Genomic DNA, 14,890 nt, shown 5'->3' on the forward strand with positions numbered 1-14,890 from the left:
GTGCTCGCGTTTGTCATTTGCCGGAGTCATTGGCCGGAGCCGACGGCGTTGCAGCGTCTGTCTGCGGTTTCGGCGAGTGTTCGCTCGCGCCCGGTTCTCCAGAGCTGGACTCAACTGACTTAGCCTCTGCAGCGTTGGACTCTGTCGGCTGCGCATCAGTACGTTGTGGATCCAGGGGCTGCTGCTCGGATGCGGGCTTATCGAGGGAATCTGCAGGCGCCGCGGGTGCAACGACCGGCGCCGGACTGGACCGATAATCCGCGCGACGCTTGAGCTGGAACTCCTTCACCGCCGCGTTGTGCGCATCCAGATCGGCGGAGAAAACGTGACTGCCGTCTCCTCTTGCGACGAAGTACAGGCTGTTACCGGCCACCGGGTGCATCGCCGCATGGATCGCCTCGCGCCCGACCATGGAAATCGGCGTTGGCGGCAAGCCGGCGATGACATAGGTGTTGTACGGCGTAGCCTCTTTCAGCAACGCCCGGGTGATCTTGCCGTTGTACCGGTCGCCGAGGCCGTAAATGACGGTCGGATCGGTCTGCAGCAACATGCCCTGTTGCAAGCGACGCACGAACACGCCGGCAATCTGGCCGCGCTCATGAGGCACGCCGGTTTCCTTTTCCACCAGCGACGCCATGATCAGCGCCTGGTAGGCATCGGTATACGGCACATCGGCAGCGCGTTTCTCCCACTCTTCCTGGAGCACTTCATCGAGGCGGTTGTAGGCTTGTTTGAGCAGCTCGACGTCGGTCATGCCGCGCACGTAGCGATAAGTGTCCGGGAAAAACCGGCCTTCGGGGAAGACGTCCGGATGGCCCAGCTTCGCCATCAGCTCGGTGTCACTGAGTTCGCTCGCTGTTTGCTCCAGCTTGACCTGCTTGGCCAGCGCCGCGCGTACCTGACGGAATGTCCAGCCCTCCACGAGGGTGACGCTGTACTGCACCACTTCACCTTTTTGCCAGAGATCGAGCAGCGACTCGGCGTTCATGCCCGGCGCCATGCGGTATTCGCCGCTGTGCAGCGACTGGCCCTGCAGATTGAAGCGCCAGTACAAACGCAGCCAGAACGCGTCTTTGATGACACCGTCGGCCTGCAACCGATTCAGCACGCCGGTTGGCGAAGAGCCCGCCGGCACATCCAGCAGTTTTTCCTGGGTGAGATTGAGGGACTGTTGCAGCGCGCTGTTCTGCTGCCAATAAGCCACACCCAGCAACAGCCCCGCCAGAACCACACCTGTTTCCAGCAAGACGAGTAATTTTCGGATCACGAATCAGATATCCAGAAGCCCGCGAACAAGGTGTTGGAGTTTACGGGTCAGCGGCCCAACCGGCCAGTTCAGATGCTCGACGCCGCGCACCGGCCAGATGCCGTACACGCTGTTGCAGACGAACACCTCGTCGGCCTTTTGCAGGTCGGACATCTGCAGGTCAAGCTCACGGGCCGGCATGTTCTCGTGCTCCGCCAGCGCCAGGATCTCGGCCCGCATCACACCGGCCACGCCGCAGCGGCGCAGGTGCGGCGTCAGTAACACCCCGGCCTTGACCATAAACAGATTGCTGTACACCGCTTCGACGATGCGCCCCGACACGTCCCGCATCAGCCCTTCGGCGTACTCGGCATTTTGCCATTCGCCACGAGCCAGGACTTGCTCAAGGCGATTGAGGTGCTTGAGCCCGGCCAGCAGCGGCTGCTCGGCGAGGCGGGTCTGACAAGCGAACAGTTTGATGCCCTGCTCTGCATGACTTTCAGGGTAAGCCGGCAGCGGCCCCCCTTGGAGGATGCGTCGCGGCAGCGCGTCCGAAGCGGGTGCATAACCACGCACACCATCGCCGCGGGTGACGATGAGCTTCATCACGCCTTCACCCAGATGGGCGGCGAATCGGCGGCATTCCTGCTCGACCAGCGCCAGATCCACGTTAAGTGCCAGACGCTGCGCTCCCAGCGTCAGACGCTGCAGGTGACGCGGGAAGAGCACTGGTTGCCCGGCCTTGACGAGGACTGTCTCGAAGAGACCATCGCCGTACGCCAGACCCCGATCCTTGACGGCAACGGAGTCAGCAGCAAGGCCATCGATCCAGCTCGCAATCATTCGGTGTACCGGCGGAAGACCAGGGAACCGTTGGTGCCACCAAAACCGAAGGAGTTGGAGATCACCACGTCGATCGGCATCTTGCGCGGCTCGTGGGGAACGAAGTCCAGGTCACAGCCTTCGTCCGGCTCATCGAGATTGATTGTCGGTGGTGCAACCTGATCCCTGATTGCCAAGACGCTGAAAATCGCTTCGATCGCACCGGCTGCGCCCAACAGGTGGCCAGTCATCGACTTGGTCGAACTGACGGCCAGTTTGTAGGCGTGTTCGCCAAACACCTTTTTGATGGCGCTGACTTCGGCCAGGTCGCCCGCAGGCGTGGAGGTGCCATGGGCATTGATGTACTGCACCTCATCCGGACGAACCTTGGCATCACGCAGGGCGTTGGTGATGCAGCGCGCGGCACCGGCGCCGTCATCCGGCGGTGAAGTCATGTGAAACGCATCGCCACTCATGCCGAAGCCGATCAGCTCGGCGTAAATGGTCGCCCCCCGCGCCCTTGCGTGCTCGAGCTCTTCGAGAACCATGGCGCCGGCACCGTTGGACAGCACAAAGCCGTCACGGCCCTTGTCCCACGGACGGCTGGCGCGCGCGGGCTCATCGTTGCGGGTGGACAGCGCGCGCGAAGCGCCGAAGCCGCCCATGCCCAGGCCGCAGGCGGCCATTTCAGCGCCGCCGGCAATCATCACGTCGGCTTCGTCGTACGCGATGTTGCGCGCGGCCATGCCGATGCAATGGGTGCTCGTGGTGCAGGCAGTGGCGATGGCGTAGTTGGGACCCTGTGCGCCGAGGTGGATCGACAGGAACCCGGAAATCATGTTGATGATCGACCCCGGCACGAAAAACGGGGAAATCTTGCCAGGACCCTGCTCATGCATCAGCCGGCTGGTGTTTTCAATGTTGGTGAGGCCCCCGATGCCCGATCCCATCGCCACGCCGACGCGCTCGCGATTGGTGTCGTCGATCTCGATACCGGAGTTGCGCACGGCCTGAAAGCTGGCAGCCAGCCCGTACTGGATGAACAGGTCGAGTCTGCGGGCCTCTTTGGCCGACAGGTATTCCTCGACGTTGAATCCCTTCACCGAACCGCCGAAGCGGGTGGTGTACTGGGACAGGTCCGTGTGCTCGATAGGCCCAATGCCACTCTGGCCAGCCAGAATGCCTTGCCAGGTGCTCGGCACATCCGTGCCCAAAGGCGTCAGCATACCCATACCGGTGACCACGACGCGTCTACGCGACACAGGACTCTCCTTTCTTCTATTGATGAAACGCTGCCCTATTCAAAGAAAAAACCGCACGCCAGGGGCAGTGCGGTTTCTCCAGGACAGCAAACTACGATTACAAAATCTTACGCCTGGTGGGCAGTAACGTAATCGATAGCGGCTTGTACGGTGGTGATCTTCTCGGCTTCTTCGTCAGGGATTTCGGTCTCGAATTCCTCTTCCAGAGCCATTACCAGCTCTACGGTATCAAGGGAGTCGGCACCCAGGTCTTCAACGAAGGAAGCAGTGTTGACGACTTCCTCTTCCTTGACGCCAAGTTGTTCGGCAACGATTTTCTTGACGCGCTCTTCGATGGTGCTCATACCGTGTTTTAACTCCTAGTGGACAAATTCAGGCAGCTGGCCGATGGGTAAGTGTATAGAAGAGGTTTTGCGCATTTCAAGCTAAACGCAATTCCCGCTACGCCCAACAGCCCTCTACCCCTTAAAAGATTTCAGCTTTATAACGGATTTTAGACAGCCCGTATGACATTTTTTCGATACGACCGGTCACATGTACATGCCGCCGTTAACGGGGATTGTAGCCCCGGTCACGTAGCCTGCACCTTCTGAGGCAAGAAAAGCGACAACATGCGCGATCTCTTCTGCCTGCCCCAGTCGGCCCAGAGGAATCTGTGCCGTCAGGGAATCACGTTGCGCTTCTGGCAGCTCGCGGGTCATGTCGGTGTCGATGAAACCCGGCGCCACCGAGTTGACCGTCACTGCGCGCGACCCGACTTCACGTGCCAGAGCACGGCTGAAGCCTTCCAGACCCGCCTTGGCGGCTGCGTAGTTTACTTGACCTGCGTTGCCCATGGCACCCACCACCGAACCAATGCTGATGATCCGGCCCCAGCGCGCCTTGGTCATCCCGCGCAGAACGCCCTTGGATAGGCGAAACAGACTGCTCAGGTTGGTGTTGATGACGTCATGCCACTCGTCATCCTTCATGCGCATCATCAGGTTGTCACGGGTGATACCGGCGTTGTTGACCAGGATCAACGGCGCACCCACGCGCTCGGTGATCTGGGCGAGCGCAGCGGCAACGGATTCGTCGCTGCCTACGTCCAGCGCCAGGCCGAAGCCTTCGATGCCGTTTTCCTTGAAATAAGCGGTGATCTTCTCGGCGCCGGATTCGGACGTCGCTGTGCCCACAACGGTAGCGCCGTTACGACCCAGTTCAAGGGCGATCGCCCGGCCAATGCCTCGGCTCGCGCCGGTGACAAGTGCAACTTTACCCTGACTCATGCAGGCGTCTCCTAATCAGGCCAGCGCCGCACGAGCGGCGGCGAAGGCGTCTGGGGTATTAAGGTTGTGGGTGGCCACGCCATCGGCGCAACGCTTGTTCAACCCGGCAAGCACCTTGCCCGGGCCGCATTCGACCAGTTGCAGGGCGCCCTGGGCTGCCAGCGTCTGGATCGATTCGACCCAGCGCACTGGCTTGTAGAGCTGCTGCAGCAGATCGGCTTTAAGGGTATCGAGGTCGGACACGACACCTGCGGTGACGTTCTGCACCAGCGGTATCTGCGGCACCTGCCAGTCAATGGCAGCGATCGACTCGGCGAAGCGTTCCGCCGCCGGGCGCATCAGCTCGCAGTGCGAGGGCACGCTCACCGGCAACGGCAAGGCACGCTTGGCGCCCCTCGCCTTGCAGACTTCGATGGCGCGCTCAACGGCGGCCTTGGCACCGGCGATCACGACTTGTCCGGGTGAATTGAAATTCACCGCACTGACCACCTCGCCCTCTGCCGCTTCGGCACAGGCAGCAATGACCACCGCATCGTCCAGGCCCAGAATGGCCGCCATGCCCCCCTGCCCCGCAGGCACAGCTTCCTGCATCAGCTGACCACGACGCTCGACCAGCTTCACCGCATCGGCAAGGGTCAGGCTGCCGGCCGCAACCAGCGCGCTGTACTCACCCAGACTGTGGCCGGCGACATACGCCGGGCGCACGCCGCCTTCCGCCAGCCACAGACGCCACAAGGCGATCGACGCGGTAAGAATGGCAGGCTGGGTTTTATCGGTCTGATTGAGGCTTTCTTCCGGGCCCTGCTGGGTCAGCGCCCAGAGGTCATAGCCCAGAGCATCGGAAGCTTCTTTGAACGTTTCCAGCACCAGCGGATGCTGCGCGCCCAGCTCGGCCAGCATGCCGAGGGACTGCGAGCCTTGGCCCGGAAAGACAAATGCGACGGAAGCAGACATTAACAAGCCCCTGATTATTGTCGTCAAAATGAGCGTCCGGCGGGCCGAACGCGAAGTAATTCAATGTGTTGCGATGGACAGTTGGATGACCACTCGGTCACAGGCGTCACATTCTAGCCCAAGACTCGGATCGAAGCCCTAAAGCAGATCCTCAAGACGACCGCGCAAGCGCTGTGGCAGGTTTGCCTGAATCTCGATGAGCGCCCGCTGTATCGCGCTCTGGAAACCCTGGGCATCGGCCGAGCCGTGGCTCTTCACCACAATGCCCTGCAGACCCAGAAAACTGGCGCCGTTGTGCCGCGCCGGCGCCAGATCGGCCTTGAGTCTGCCGAGCACAGGCCTTGCCATCAAACCCACCAGCCGCGACAGCAGGTTGCGGCGAAACAACCGCTCTATCCGCTCGCTAATCATCAACGCCAGGCCTTCGCTGGATTTCAGCAGCACATTGCCGACGAAGCCGTCGCAAACCACCACATCCGCCTCACCCCGATAGAGGCCATCGCCTTCGACAAAGCCGATGTAATTCAGCCCCGGCGCAGCCTGCAACAGACCGGCAGCCAGCTTGACCTGCTGATTGCCCTTGATGTCTTCGGTGCCGACGTTCAGCAGTGCGACTCTGGGTCGCACCACGCCCAGCGCCTCTGCCGCCACAGACCCCATCACGGCGAACTGGTAAAGATGCTCGGCGGTGCAATCGACGTTCGCGCCCAGGTCCAGCAACTGGCAATAACCACTGCGTGTCGGCATCGCGGCCACCATGGCCGGGCGGTCGATGCCCGGCAGGGTTTTCAACACAAACCGGGACAGCGCCATCAAGGCGCCGGTGTTGCCTGCACTGACGCAGGCGTGGGCCTTGCCTTCGGCGAGAAGTCCCAGCGCGACGCGCATCGACGAATCAGGCTTGCCGCGCAAGGCCTGGGACGGGCGCTCATCCATGGTGATGACTTCGCTGGCGTGCACAACGCGCAGGCGTGAGCGATCGACACCGGAGTGGCGTGCGATGAGTTCTTCAAGAAGGGAGGATTGACCGACGAGGGTCAGGTGTAGCGAGGGTGTAGCAAGCAGGCAGGCAATGCTGGCCTGAACAATGTTGCGGGGACCGAAGTCCCCGCCCATTGCGTCGATCGCGATGACCGGAGCAGACAAGAAATTACTCGTCAGCGCCCTTGTCGATCACTTTACGGCCACGGTATACGCCTTCTGGCGATACGTGGTGACGCAGGTGAACTTCACCGGTGGTTTTTTCTACAGACAGAGTGCTAGCCTCGAGAGCGTCGTGCGAACGACGCATGTCACGGGCAGAGCGGGATTTTTTGTTCTGCTGAACAGCCATAATTGATTAACTCCTAAACGTTTGGGTCACGCTTTAACTGCGCCAATACACTGAACGGGTTGGACCGCGTTACCTCGTCCTCGCTCGGCTCGGACTCGTTGAGGTCCGCCGGCGGCTGGCATTCTTTCGGATCATGAGTTGGAACAATGGGCAAGGCGAGCAGAAGCTCATCCTCGATCAAAGCCAGCAGATCCATGGGATCTTCGCCGAGTTCCAGCACGTCATAGCCTTTCGGCAACGACTGGGTGTTTGCACCCTCCTTCACCACCGCATAACTGCATTCGCTGTGGATCGGAAAGGTGACCAGCTCAAGACAACGCTGGCAAACCATTTTGACTTCGACGTCAATTGCACTGTGGATAACCACAGCGCGCTGCTCGTCTCGCTCAAAAACGAATTTCGCCTGCACCGTACCGAGATTGTCAGCAAGCGGGTCGCAGAGTCTCTCCAAATCAGCCAGCAGCATCTCTCCCTGAAGAGTAGTGCCACGATCAGCTAATTTGCGCGGGTCAACGTGAGGTGGAATCGGGTCATTCAACATAGGCGCAGCATTCTAGGGACGACCCTTGCGACTGTCAAAGGAAATTCAGGCCTGTTCGCAACCTGAGCCGCTGATTACACTCGACTTTCATGTTACGGAGCACCCCATGCTGCCTCTACTCCTTGCTTCCAGCTCGCCCTACCGCCGCGAATTGCTCGATCGCCTTCGATTGCCGTTCGTCTGCGCCTCACCCGACATCGATGAAAGTCGTCGCCCACACGAACCGGCCGTCGATCTTGTGACCCGCCTGGCGCGCGAGAAAGCCATGGCACTGGCTGACCAATTCCCTGACCACCTGATTATCGGCTCAGACCAGGTGGCCGTGCTTGGCGAACAGATTCTCGGCAAGCCCCACACGTTCGAGCGCGCCCAGGAACAGCTGAAGGCGAGCAGCGGCAACAGCGTCAGCTTCCTTACCGGGCTTGTGCTCTTCAATAGCCGAACGGGTCAGTGCCAGGTTGATTGCGTGCCCTTCACCGTACACATGCGCCAACTGGACGACGCTCGCATCAGCCGCTACCTGCACGCCGAACAACCCTATGACTGCGCCGGTAGCTTCAAGGCCGAAGGACTGGGCGTCAGCCTGTTCCGCAGCACCGAAGGCCTGGATGCGACCAGCCTGATCGGTCTTCCTTTAATACGCCTGGTGGACATGCTGATGAACGAGGGCGTCGAACTGCCCTGACCTCGCTAAAAAAACCGATACGAAAAGCCCGACCATTGGCCGGGCTTTTCATCACACATCAAGACTGCCGCGATCAGCGCAGGGACGGCCCAGTGAAGCCTGCCCACATCGCGATCTGCTCAGCGACGCTGGCGCCCATCTTTTTGGAGAAACGATCAAACGGCGACTCTTTAACCGTGTAATCGACCATCTCTTTCTCGCCAATGATATCGCGCGCCACGTAGCTGGCACTGCCAAGCCCATCGACCAGGCCCAAGCCCACCGCCTGCTCGCCCGTCCAGACCAGCCCCGAGAACAACTCCGGATGGTCCTTGTCCTTCAGGCGATCACCGCGACCCGCTTTGACGCTGGCGATGAACTGGTTGTGAGTGGTGTCCAGAACACCCTGCCAGAACGCAGTCTCGTCAGCCTTTGGCGGCTGGAACGGGTCAAGGAAGGCCTTGTGCTCGCCCGAGGTATAGGTACGACGGTCAACACCCAGCTTCTCCATCGTGCCGACGAAACCGAAACCGGCCGCCGTGACACCGATCGAACCCACCAGACTGGCCTTGTCGGCATAGATCTGGTCGGCGGCGCTGGCGATGTAATACGCACCGGACGCCCCGAGATCCGTGATCACCGCATACACCTTGATGTTCGGCTTCTGCGCACGCAATCGTCGGATTTCATCGTAGATGTAGCCGGACTGCACCGGACTGCCGCCCGGGCTATTGATACGCAGAATCACGCCCTTGGTTTTTTCGTCCTCGAACGCTGCCCGCAGGCTGCCAACGATATTGTCGGCACTGGCGGCCTCGGTGTCGGCGATCATGCCCTTCACTTCGATCAGCGCCGTGTGACTGGTGCTGCGCGAGGCGCCCTTGCCGAAATCCATGAGCGGCGAAAACAACGCCAGCGCGCCGAACAGATAAAGAAAGGTCAGAGACTTGAAAAAGATTCCCCAGCGTCGCGACCTACGCTGCTCCTGCACACTGGCGAGCAGGGTCTTTTCCAGCAGTTTCCAGCTTTTTGCATCCCCTGCGTCGTCGCGCTCTGGCGAAGACGGAGATTTCCATTCGTCCGACATAGATCAGTTACCCCAACAACGAAGTTTCAGCAGTCCGCGCACCCAACCAGGTGCGCAATTCGGAAAAGTGCTCGATCGCCAGACGCGGCTGGTATTGAAGCAGAGACCCTAGCGCTTGCGCGCCATACCCGACAGCCACTGAATCCATTCCGGCATTGCGAGCCATGAGCAGATCGAACGAAGCATCGCCAATCATCAGCGCCTTTTCAGGCCTGACGCCGCAATGCTGCAGGATTTCATTCAGCATCAGCGGATCCGGCTTGCTGGCCGTTTCGTCTGCTGCGCGGGTGGCGTCGAAGAAGTCGGTCCAGCCGTGCGCCTTTAACACTCGATCCAGGCCACGCCGGGCCTTGCCGGTGGCGACCGCCAGGCGATAGCCCTCGGCACGAAACGCCTCCAGCGACTCATGCACACCGTCGAACAGTTTAGAAGGCTCAACGTCCATGACCATGTAACGGTCGGCGTAGTGCTGCCGGAACTCGATCAGGTCATTGGCCGTGATGTCCGGGTACAAGGTGCGAATCGCTTCCGGCAAACCCAGACCAATAATGCCCTTGATGGCTGCATCATCACGTACCGGACGACGGGCAAGGTGCGCGGCGGCTTGCATCGCGTCGACAATACGACCGATAGAGTCGGACAGCGTGCCGTCCCAATCGAAGATCAGCAGTTCGTAATCAGGGCGCAAGCAGCAGTCGCTCCACGGTCTTGGCCCACATCTCGTCGACGGGCGCTTCAACTTTAAGCTCGCCACCGTCCGGCAGCGGCACGGTCAGGGCGTAGGCGTGCAGGAACAGGCGCTTGCCGCCGAGGTCTCGGATTTCACGACTGAAATCCTCATCACCGTACTTCGGGTCACCGGCAATGCAGTGGCCGGCATGCAAGGCGTGCACACGAATCTGATGGGTACGGCCGGTGATGGGCCGGGCTTCGACCATGGTGGCGAAGTCTCCAAAGCGGCGCAGGACCTTGAACAGGGTCAGCGCCTCCTTGCCCTCTTCATTGACTTCGACCATGCGCTCGCCAGAGCGAAGATTGCTCTTGAGCAACGGCGCACGGACCTGCTTCTGCGCGGTCGGCCAGTTTCCGCGGACCAGCGCCATGTAGCGCTTATCCACGCCATCGCCCCGCAACTGCTCGTGCAGGTGACGCAACATGCTGCGCTTCTTGGCGATCATCAACAGCCCGGAGGTGTCACGGTCCAGACGGTGGACCAGCTCCAGCTCCTTGGCGTCAGGCCGCAGTTGACGAAAGGCTTCGATGACCCCAAAACTCAAGCCGCTGCCGCCGTGAACCGCGATGCCGGCAGGCTTGTTGAGGACGATCAGGCCTTTGTCTTCATGGACAATGGCGGCTTCCAGACGCTGCAGCAGACCCTGGGCAACGGGCACAGGTTCGTCGCGCTCAGGCACGCGAACGGGCGGGACGCGCACGACGTCGCCCGCCTGAAGCTTGTACTCGGGCTTGATCCGGCCTTTGTTCACGCGCACTTCGCCTTTGCGCAAAATGCGGTAAATCAAGGTCTTGGGAACGCCCTTGAGGTACGTGATCAGAAAGTTATCGATGCGTTGACCGGCAAATTCCGGCGCAACCTCTACCAGCCGGACGCCGGGGGTTGGGGGGGTGAGATTTGTCATGGCGCAAATCATAACAATTTTTTATGGATTTGAAGCACTTAATGATTGCTGCTATAGTCGCGAACGCCGCCAAAAGCGGCCTGGACAGCGGACAAACGGTATGACAGCCGGCCCTGTTCAACGCAATTCACGAGGGCGCGAGGCCGTCCTACGGGGCTTTCGGTGACAACGGAAGATATGCGAGCGTAACGAGCGCAGGTGACATGAGGCCTGAAACAAGCCCGATCGCAGAGTGAGTCACTCGCCATCGAGGCCCACGTTCAAGGCCAGTTCACAAAGTGCAGTCGCTGGCAGTCGCACCGGGCGAATGCTTCGGAAACCATGCCTTATTTGAGCCATGACGCGCGAAACTTCCCTTGGAAGATCGCGATAAATGCAACCCGCTGCGGATTCAGCGCGCGGCAGCACCCGAATTATCAGGGATACGTGTGGGGTGGAGACGCACAACCGTCGGACTGTGTAGCACAAGGCTTTATTCAAGACGCTTCATATCGTCCGCTACCGATGGTTGATTCCTCCTCCTGACAAAGCTTTTGCTGACAGGGTGTCATTTGTCACCACAGCAAGCAGGAACGTCGTCGCGACTCGGCCCCGCTGGCCGAACCTCGTTAGACACTGGAGTGTTCAAGCACTCCTGACGTGCCCTGACACCGACCGTGAGAAGTCGTGTGTGCCGAACGCCGTTTCCGGCAGCCCGGAAACCGACGGTACTACATGAAAAGAATGCTGATTAACGCAACTCAACCCGAAGAGTTGCGTGTTGCGCTGGTAGACGGCCAGCGCCTCTACGACCTGGACATCGAATCCGGGGCCCGCGAACAGAAGAAGGCCAACATCTACAAAGGCCGGATCACGCGTATCGAACCCAGCCTTGAAGCCGCGTTTGTCGACTTCGGCTCCGAGCGTCACGGCTTTCTGCCGCTGAAAGAAATCTCCCGCGAATACTTCAAGAAGTCGCCCGAAGGCCGCGTCAACATCAAGGACGTCCTGAGCGAAGGCCAGGAAGTCATCGTTCAGGTCGAGAAAGAAGAGCGTGGCAACAAGGGCGCTGCCCTGACCACGTTCATCAGCCTCGCAGGCCGCTATCTGGTCCTGATGCCGAACAACCCGCGTGCCGGCGGCATCTCCCGTCGTATCGAAGGCGAAGAGCGTAACGAACTGCGTGAAGCGCTGAACGGCCTGATCGCCCCTGCCGACATGGGTCTGATCGTTCGCACTGCCGGCCTTGGCCGCAGCAGCGAAGAAATGCAGTGGGACCTCGATTACCTGCTGCAACTGTGGACCGCGATAAAAGAGGCCTCCCTCGACCGCTCCGCGCCCTTCCTGATCTATCAGGAAAGCAACGTCATCATCCGCGCCATCCGCGACTATCTGCGCCAGGACATCGGCGAAGTGCTGATCGACAGCGTCGAAGCCCAGGAAGAAGCGCTGACGTTCATCCGTCAGGTGATGCCGCAGTACGCCAGCAAGATCAAGCTCTACGAAGACAGCGTTCCGCTGTTCAACCGTTTCCAGATCGAAAGCCAGATCGAAACCGCCTTCCAGCGCGTCGTCGAACTGCCTTCCGGTGGCTCCATCGTCATCGATCCGACCGAAGCACTGGTGTCCATCGACATCAACTCGGCGCGCGCCACCAAGGGCAGCGACATCGAAGAGACCGCCCTGCAGACCAACCTTGAAGCGGCTGAGGAAATCGCCCGTCAACTGCGTCTGCGCGACATCGGCGGCCTGATCGTCATCGACTTCATCGACATGACCCCGGCCAAGAACCAGCGCGCCGTGGAAGAAAAGGTCCGTGAAAGCCTCGAAGCGGACCGTGCCCGCGTTCAGGTCGGTCGCATCTCGCGCTTCGGCTTGCTGGAAATGTCCCGTCAGCGTCTGCGTCCCTCCCTGGGCGAGAGCAGCGGTATCGTTTGCCCGCGTTGCAACGGCACCGGCATCATTCGTGACGTTGAATCGCTGTCGCTGGCGATCCTGCGCCTGATTGAAGAAGAAGCGCTGAAAGACCGCACGGCAGAAGTGCGCGCTCAAGTGCCGATCCCGGTCGCTGCGTTCTTGCTCAACGAAAAACGCAACTCGATCACCAAGATCGAACTGCGCACCCGCGCGCGCATCATCATTCTGCCGAACGACCATCTCGAAACCCCGCACTTCGAAGTGCAGCGTCTGCGTGATGACAGTCCGGAAGCCCACAGCCTGCAGACCAGCTATGAAATCGCTGCCGCTGCTGCTGAAGTGGAAGAAGTTGCACCGCCTGCCGCTGCTACCCGCACCCTGGTTCGCCAGGAAGCGGCAGTCAAGACCGCTCCGGCCCGTGCCAATGCACCGGTTCCGGTGGAAGCCGCTGCACCGGTTGCCGCTGCCCCTGCACCGATTGCCCACGAGCCAAGCTTGTTCAAAGGCCTGGTGAAGTCGCTGGTCAGCCTGTTCGCTTCCAAGGAAGAGCCTGCAGCTGCCGCACCTGCCGCCGTGGTCGAAAAACCGGCTGCCGAACGTCCTGCGCGCAACGACGAGCGCCGTAATGGCCGTCAGCAGAGCCGCAGCCGTAACGGCCGTCGTGACGAAGAACGCAAGCCGCGTGAAGAACGTGCGCCGCGTGCCGATCGCGAAGAACGCGCACCCCGTGAAGAACGTGCCCCACGTGAGGAGCGCGCGCCGCGTGAAGAGCGTGCACCGCGCGAGCCGCGTGAAGCCCGTGAAGAAACTACCGCACCGCGTGAAGAGCGTCAGGCCCGTGCGCCTCGCGAAGAGCGTCAGCCACGTGCTGGGCGTGAAGACCGCAAGCCGCGTGAAGAGCGTGTGCGTGAACTGCGTGAGCCGATCGACGCCGCACCGGCTGTCAACCTGCCCCGCGAAGAACGCCCTGAGCGCGCCCCGCGTGAAGAGCGTCAGCCGCGTGCGCCGCGTGAAGAGCGTCAACCACGCGCCGAACAGGCTGTAGTGGCTGCTGAAGACGAAACCCTGCTGACCAGCGAAGAGCAGCAGGATGACAACCAGGAGCACGCCGAAGGCGATCGCCCTCGTCGTCGTTCACGTGGTCAGCGTCGTCGCAGCAACCGTCGTGAGCGCCAGCGTGATGCCAATGGCAATGAAATCGAAGGCAGCGAAGGCGTTGAGGGTTCGGAAGGTTCTGAAGCCCACGACGGCGAAAGCAATGAGCACAGTCATGAGTCCCATGACGAAGTGCACGCGAACGCCGACCGTGGCGATGTCGCTGCCGGTGCAAGCGTTGCGGCCGTAGCGGAGCGCGTCATCAGCGCCACCGCCGAAGCCGATGCCCACCGTCAGGCTGAACGTGCGAACACGTCCGTTGAAGCCCGCGCGACTGAAGCAGCACCGGTGGCTCAGGCCTCCAAAGCAGCGCCAGAAGCGCCCGCCGTAGAGTCCCCTGCCCCTGAAGCCAAGCGCTCGGTGATGCCGGAAGTGGAAGTGGCAACATTCGACGCCTCACTGAGCCCGTTCGAACGCCAGGTGAAAGCCGCCGCTGAAGCCGAATCGACCGACACGCCAGCCAGTGCCGAGACTTCGGTCGCTGTTGAAGCGCCCGCGGTTGTGGAAGCCCCGGCCTTTATGCCGACTCCTGCGCTGGTGCATGAGGCGGTTGAAGTCGCCGTGGCTGAGCCGGTTCACGTTGTTGAGCCTGTTAAAGCCGAGCATGTCCAGGCTGCTGAGCCTGTTCAGACGGCCGAGCCTGCCGAAGCGTCTGAGCTCGTTCAGATCTCTGAACCTGCTCAAGCCGCCGAGCCAGTGCACGCCAAGGCCTCGGTAATCGACGCGCCGACCGTGGTTGAACCCGTTGCTCTGCAGCCTGTGGCCGCTGAACCAGTCATCGCGCCAGCCGTAGAAGCGCCAGCTCAGACTGCAGCGCCGGAAATCGTCGCTGCGCCAGTCGCTGTCGAACCTCCTCAAGTGCCGGTTGCAGAACCGGCCAAAGAAGAGACGCCTGCGCTGCCGGTTGCCAGCAATGGCCGTGCACCGAACGATCCCCGTGAAGTGCGCCGCCGTCGTCTGGAAGCCGAGCGTCAGCAGAAAGAGGCGCAAGCCTCGGATGAGCCTAAACCGCTCGTTTAATCGGC

Annotated in this window: 14 protein-coding genes; 2 read left to right on the forward strand and 12 right to left on the reverse strand. The window is 61.0% G+C overall.

Features of this window, described 5'->3' with window-relative positions; genetic code table 11:
* Nucleotides 1–13: 13 nt before the first annotated feature.
* The 9 genes from mltG to FX982_RS00150 all read right to left on the reverse strand — a co-directional run bounded on the left by mltG (nt 14) and on the right by FX982_RS00150 (nt 7,426).
* Nucleotides 14–1,267, reverse strand: coding sequence for an endolytic transglycosylase MltG (gene mltG / locus FX982_RS00110; protein ID WP_172609179.1), 1,254 nt, complete (start codon nt 1,265–1,267; stop codon nt 14–16).
* A 3-nt stretch (nt 1,268–1,270) separates the two neighbouring features.
* Nucleotides 1,271–2,086 (reverse strand): aminodeoxychorismate lyase, encoded by an 816-nt coding sequence (gene pabC / locus FX982_RS00115; protein WP_172612941.1) that lies wholly within the window; start codon nt 2,084–2,086, stop codon nt 1,271–1,273.
* Nucleotides 2,086–3,330: a beta-ketoacyl-ACP synthase II gene (fabF, locus tag FX982_RS00120; RefSeq protein ID WP_172609180.1), complete on the reverse strand. Its 1,245-nt coding sequence runs from the start codon at nt 3,328–3,330 to the stop codon at nt 2,086–2,088. Before fabF ends, pabC begins: the two co-directional genes overlap by 1 nt.
* A 107-nt stretch (nt 3,331–3,437) precedes the next feature.
* Complete coding sequence (acpP, locus tag FX982_RS00125) at nt 3,438–3,674, reverse strand: acyl carrier protein (protein WP_007987170.1); 237 nt, start codon at nt 3,672–3,674, stop codon at nt 3,438–3,440.
* A 186-nt stretch (nt 3,675–3,860) separates the two neighbouring features.
* Nucleotides 3,861–4,598 (reverse strand): 3-oxoacyl-ACP reductase FabG, encoded by a 738-nt coding sequence (gene fabG, locus FX982_RS00130; RefSeq protein WP_172609181.1) that lies wholly within the window; start codon nt 4,596–4,598, stop codon nt 3,861–3,863.
* 15 nt (nt 4,599–4,613) lie between these two features.
* Complete coding sequence (fabD, locus tag FX982_RS00135; RefSeq protein ID WP_172609182.1) at nt 4,614–5,552, reverse strand: ACP S-malonyltransferase; 939 nt, start codon at nt 5,550–5,552, stop codon at nt 4,614–4,616.
* Between the two features lie 138 nt (nt 5,553–5,690).
* Nucleotides 5,691–6,698 carry a phosphate acyltransferase PlsX gene (gene plsX / locus FX982_RS00140; RefSeq protein ID WP_172609183.1) on the reverse strand — a complete coding sequence of 336 codons (1,008 nt, stop codon included), beginning with the start codon at nt 6,696–6,698 and terminating at the stop codon, nt 5,691–5,693.
* A gap of 4 nt (nt 6,699–6,702) precedes the next feature.
* The gene (gene rpmF / locus FX982_RS00145; protein WP_003179396.1) at nt 6,703–6,885 is read right to left on the reverse strand and encodes a 50S ribosomal protein L32; all 183 of its coding nucleotides are present in this window, start codon (nt 6,883–6,885) and stop codon (nt 6,703–6,705) included.
* Between the two features lie 13 nt (nt 6,886–6,898).
* A complete protein-coding gene (locus FX982_RS00150; RefSeq protein WP_065993122.1) occupies nt 6,899–7,426 on the reverse strand; it encodes a YceD family protein in 528 nt (175 codons plus the stop codon).
* A gap of 106 nt (nt 7,427–7,532) precedes the next feature.
* Between FX982_RS00150 and FX982_RS00155 the strand changes: the two genes are divergently transcribed.
* A complete protein-coding gene (locus tag FX982_RS00155; protein WP_172609184.1) occupies nt 7,533–8,111 on the forward strand; it encodes a Maf family protein in 579 nt (192 codons plus the stop codon).
* 73 nt (nt 8,112–8,184) lie between these two features.
* Here FX982_RS00155 and FX982_RS00160 read toward each other — a convergent pair whose 3' ends face one another.
* The 3 genes from FX982_RS00160 to rluC are packed head-to-tail and all read right to left on the reverse strand — an operon-like array spanning nt 8,185 to nt 10,814.
* A complete protein-coding gene (locus FX982_RS00160; protein ID WP_172609185.1) occupies nt 8,185–9,177 on the reverse strand; it encodes a S49 family peptidase in 993 nt (330 codons plus the stop codon).
* 7 nt (nt 9,178–9,184) lie between these two features.
* Nucleotides 9,185–9,865 carry an HAD-IA family hydrolase gene (locus tag FX982_RS00165; protein ID WP_172609186.1) on the reverse strand — a complete coding sequence of 227 codons (681 nt, stop codon included), beginning with the start codon at nt 9,863–9,865 and terminating at the stop codon, nt 9,185–9,187.
* The gene (rluC, locus tag FX982_RS00170) at nt 9,855–10,814 is read right to left on the reverse strand and encodes a 23S rRNA pseudouridine(955/2504/2580) synthase RluC (protein WP_122535554.1); all 960 of its coding nucleotides are present in this window, start codon (nt 10,812–10,814) and stop codon (nt 9,855–9,857) included. The genes FX982_RS00165 and rluC overlap by 11 nt, the downstream gene beginning before the upstream one ends.
* 714 nt (nt 10,815–11,528) lie before the next feature.
* Here rluC and rne point away from each other — a divergent pair.
* Nucleotides 11,529–14,885 carry a ribonuclease E gene (gene rne, locus FX982_RS00175; RefSeq protein WP_438826294.1) on the forward strand — a complete coding sequence of 1,119 codons (3,357 nt, stop codon included), beginning with the start codon at nt 11,529–11,531 and terminating at the stop codon, nt 14,883–14,885.
* Nucleotides 14,886–14,890 lie beyond the last annotated feature (5 nt).

The organism is Pseudomonas graminis, from assembly GCF_013201545.1.
In the GTDB taxonomy this organism is placed as follows: Bacteria; Pseudomonadota; Gammaproteobacteria; order Pseudomonadales; family Pseudomonadaceae; genus Aquipseudomonas.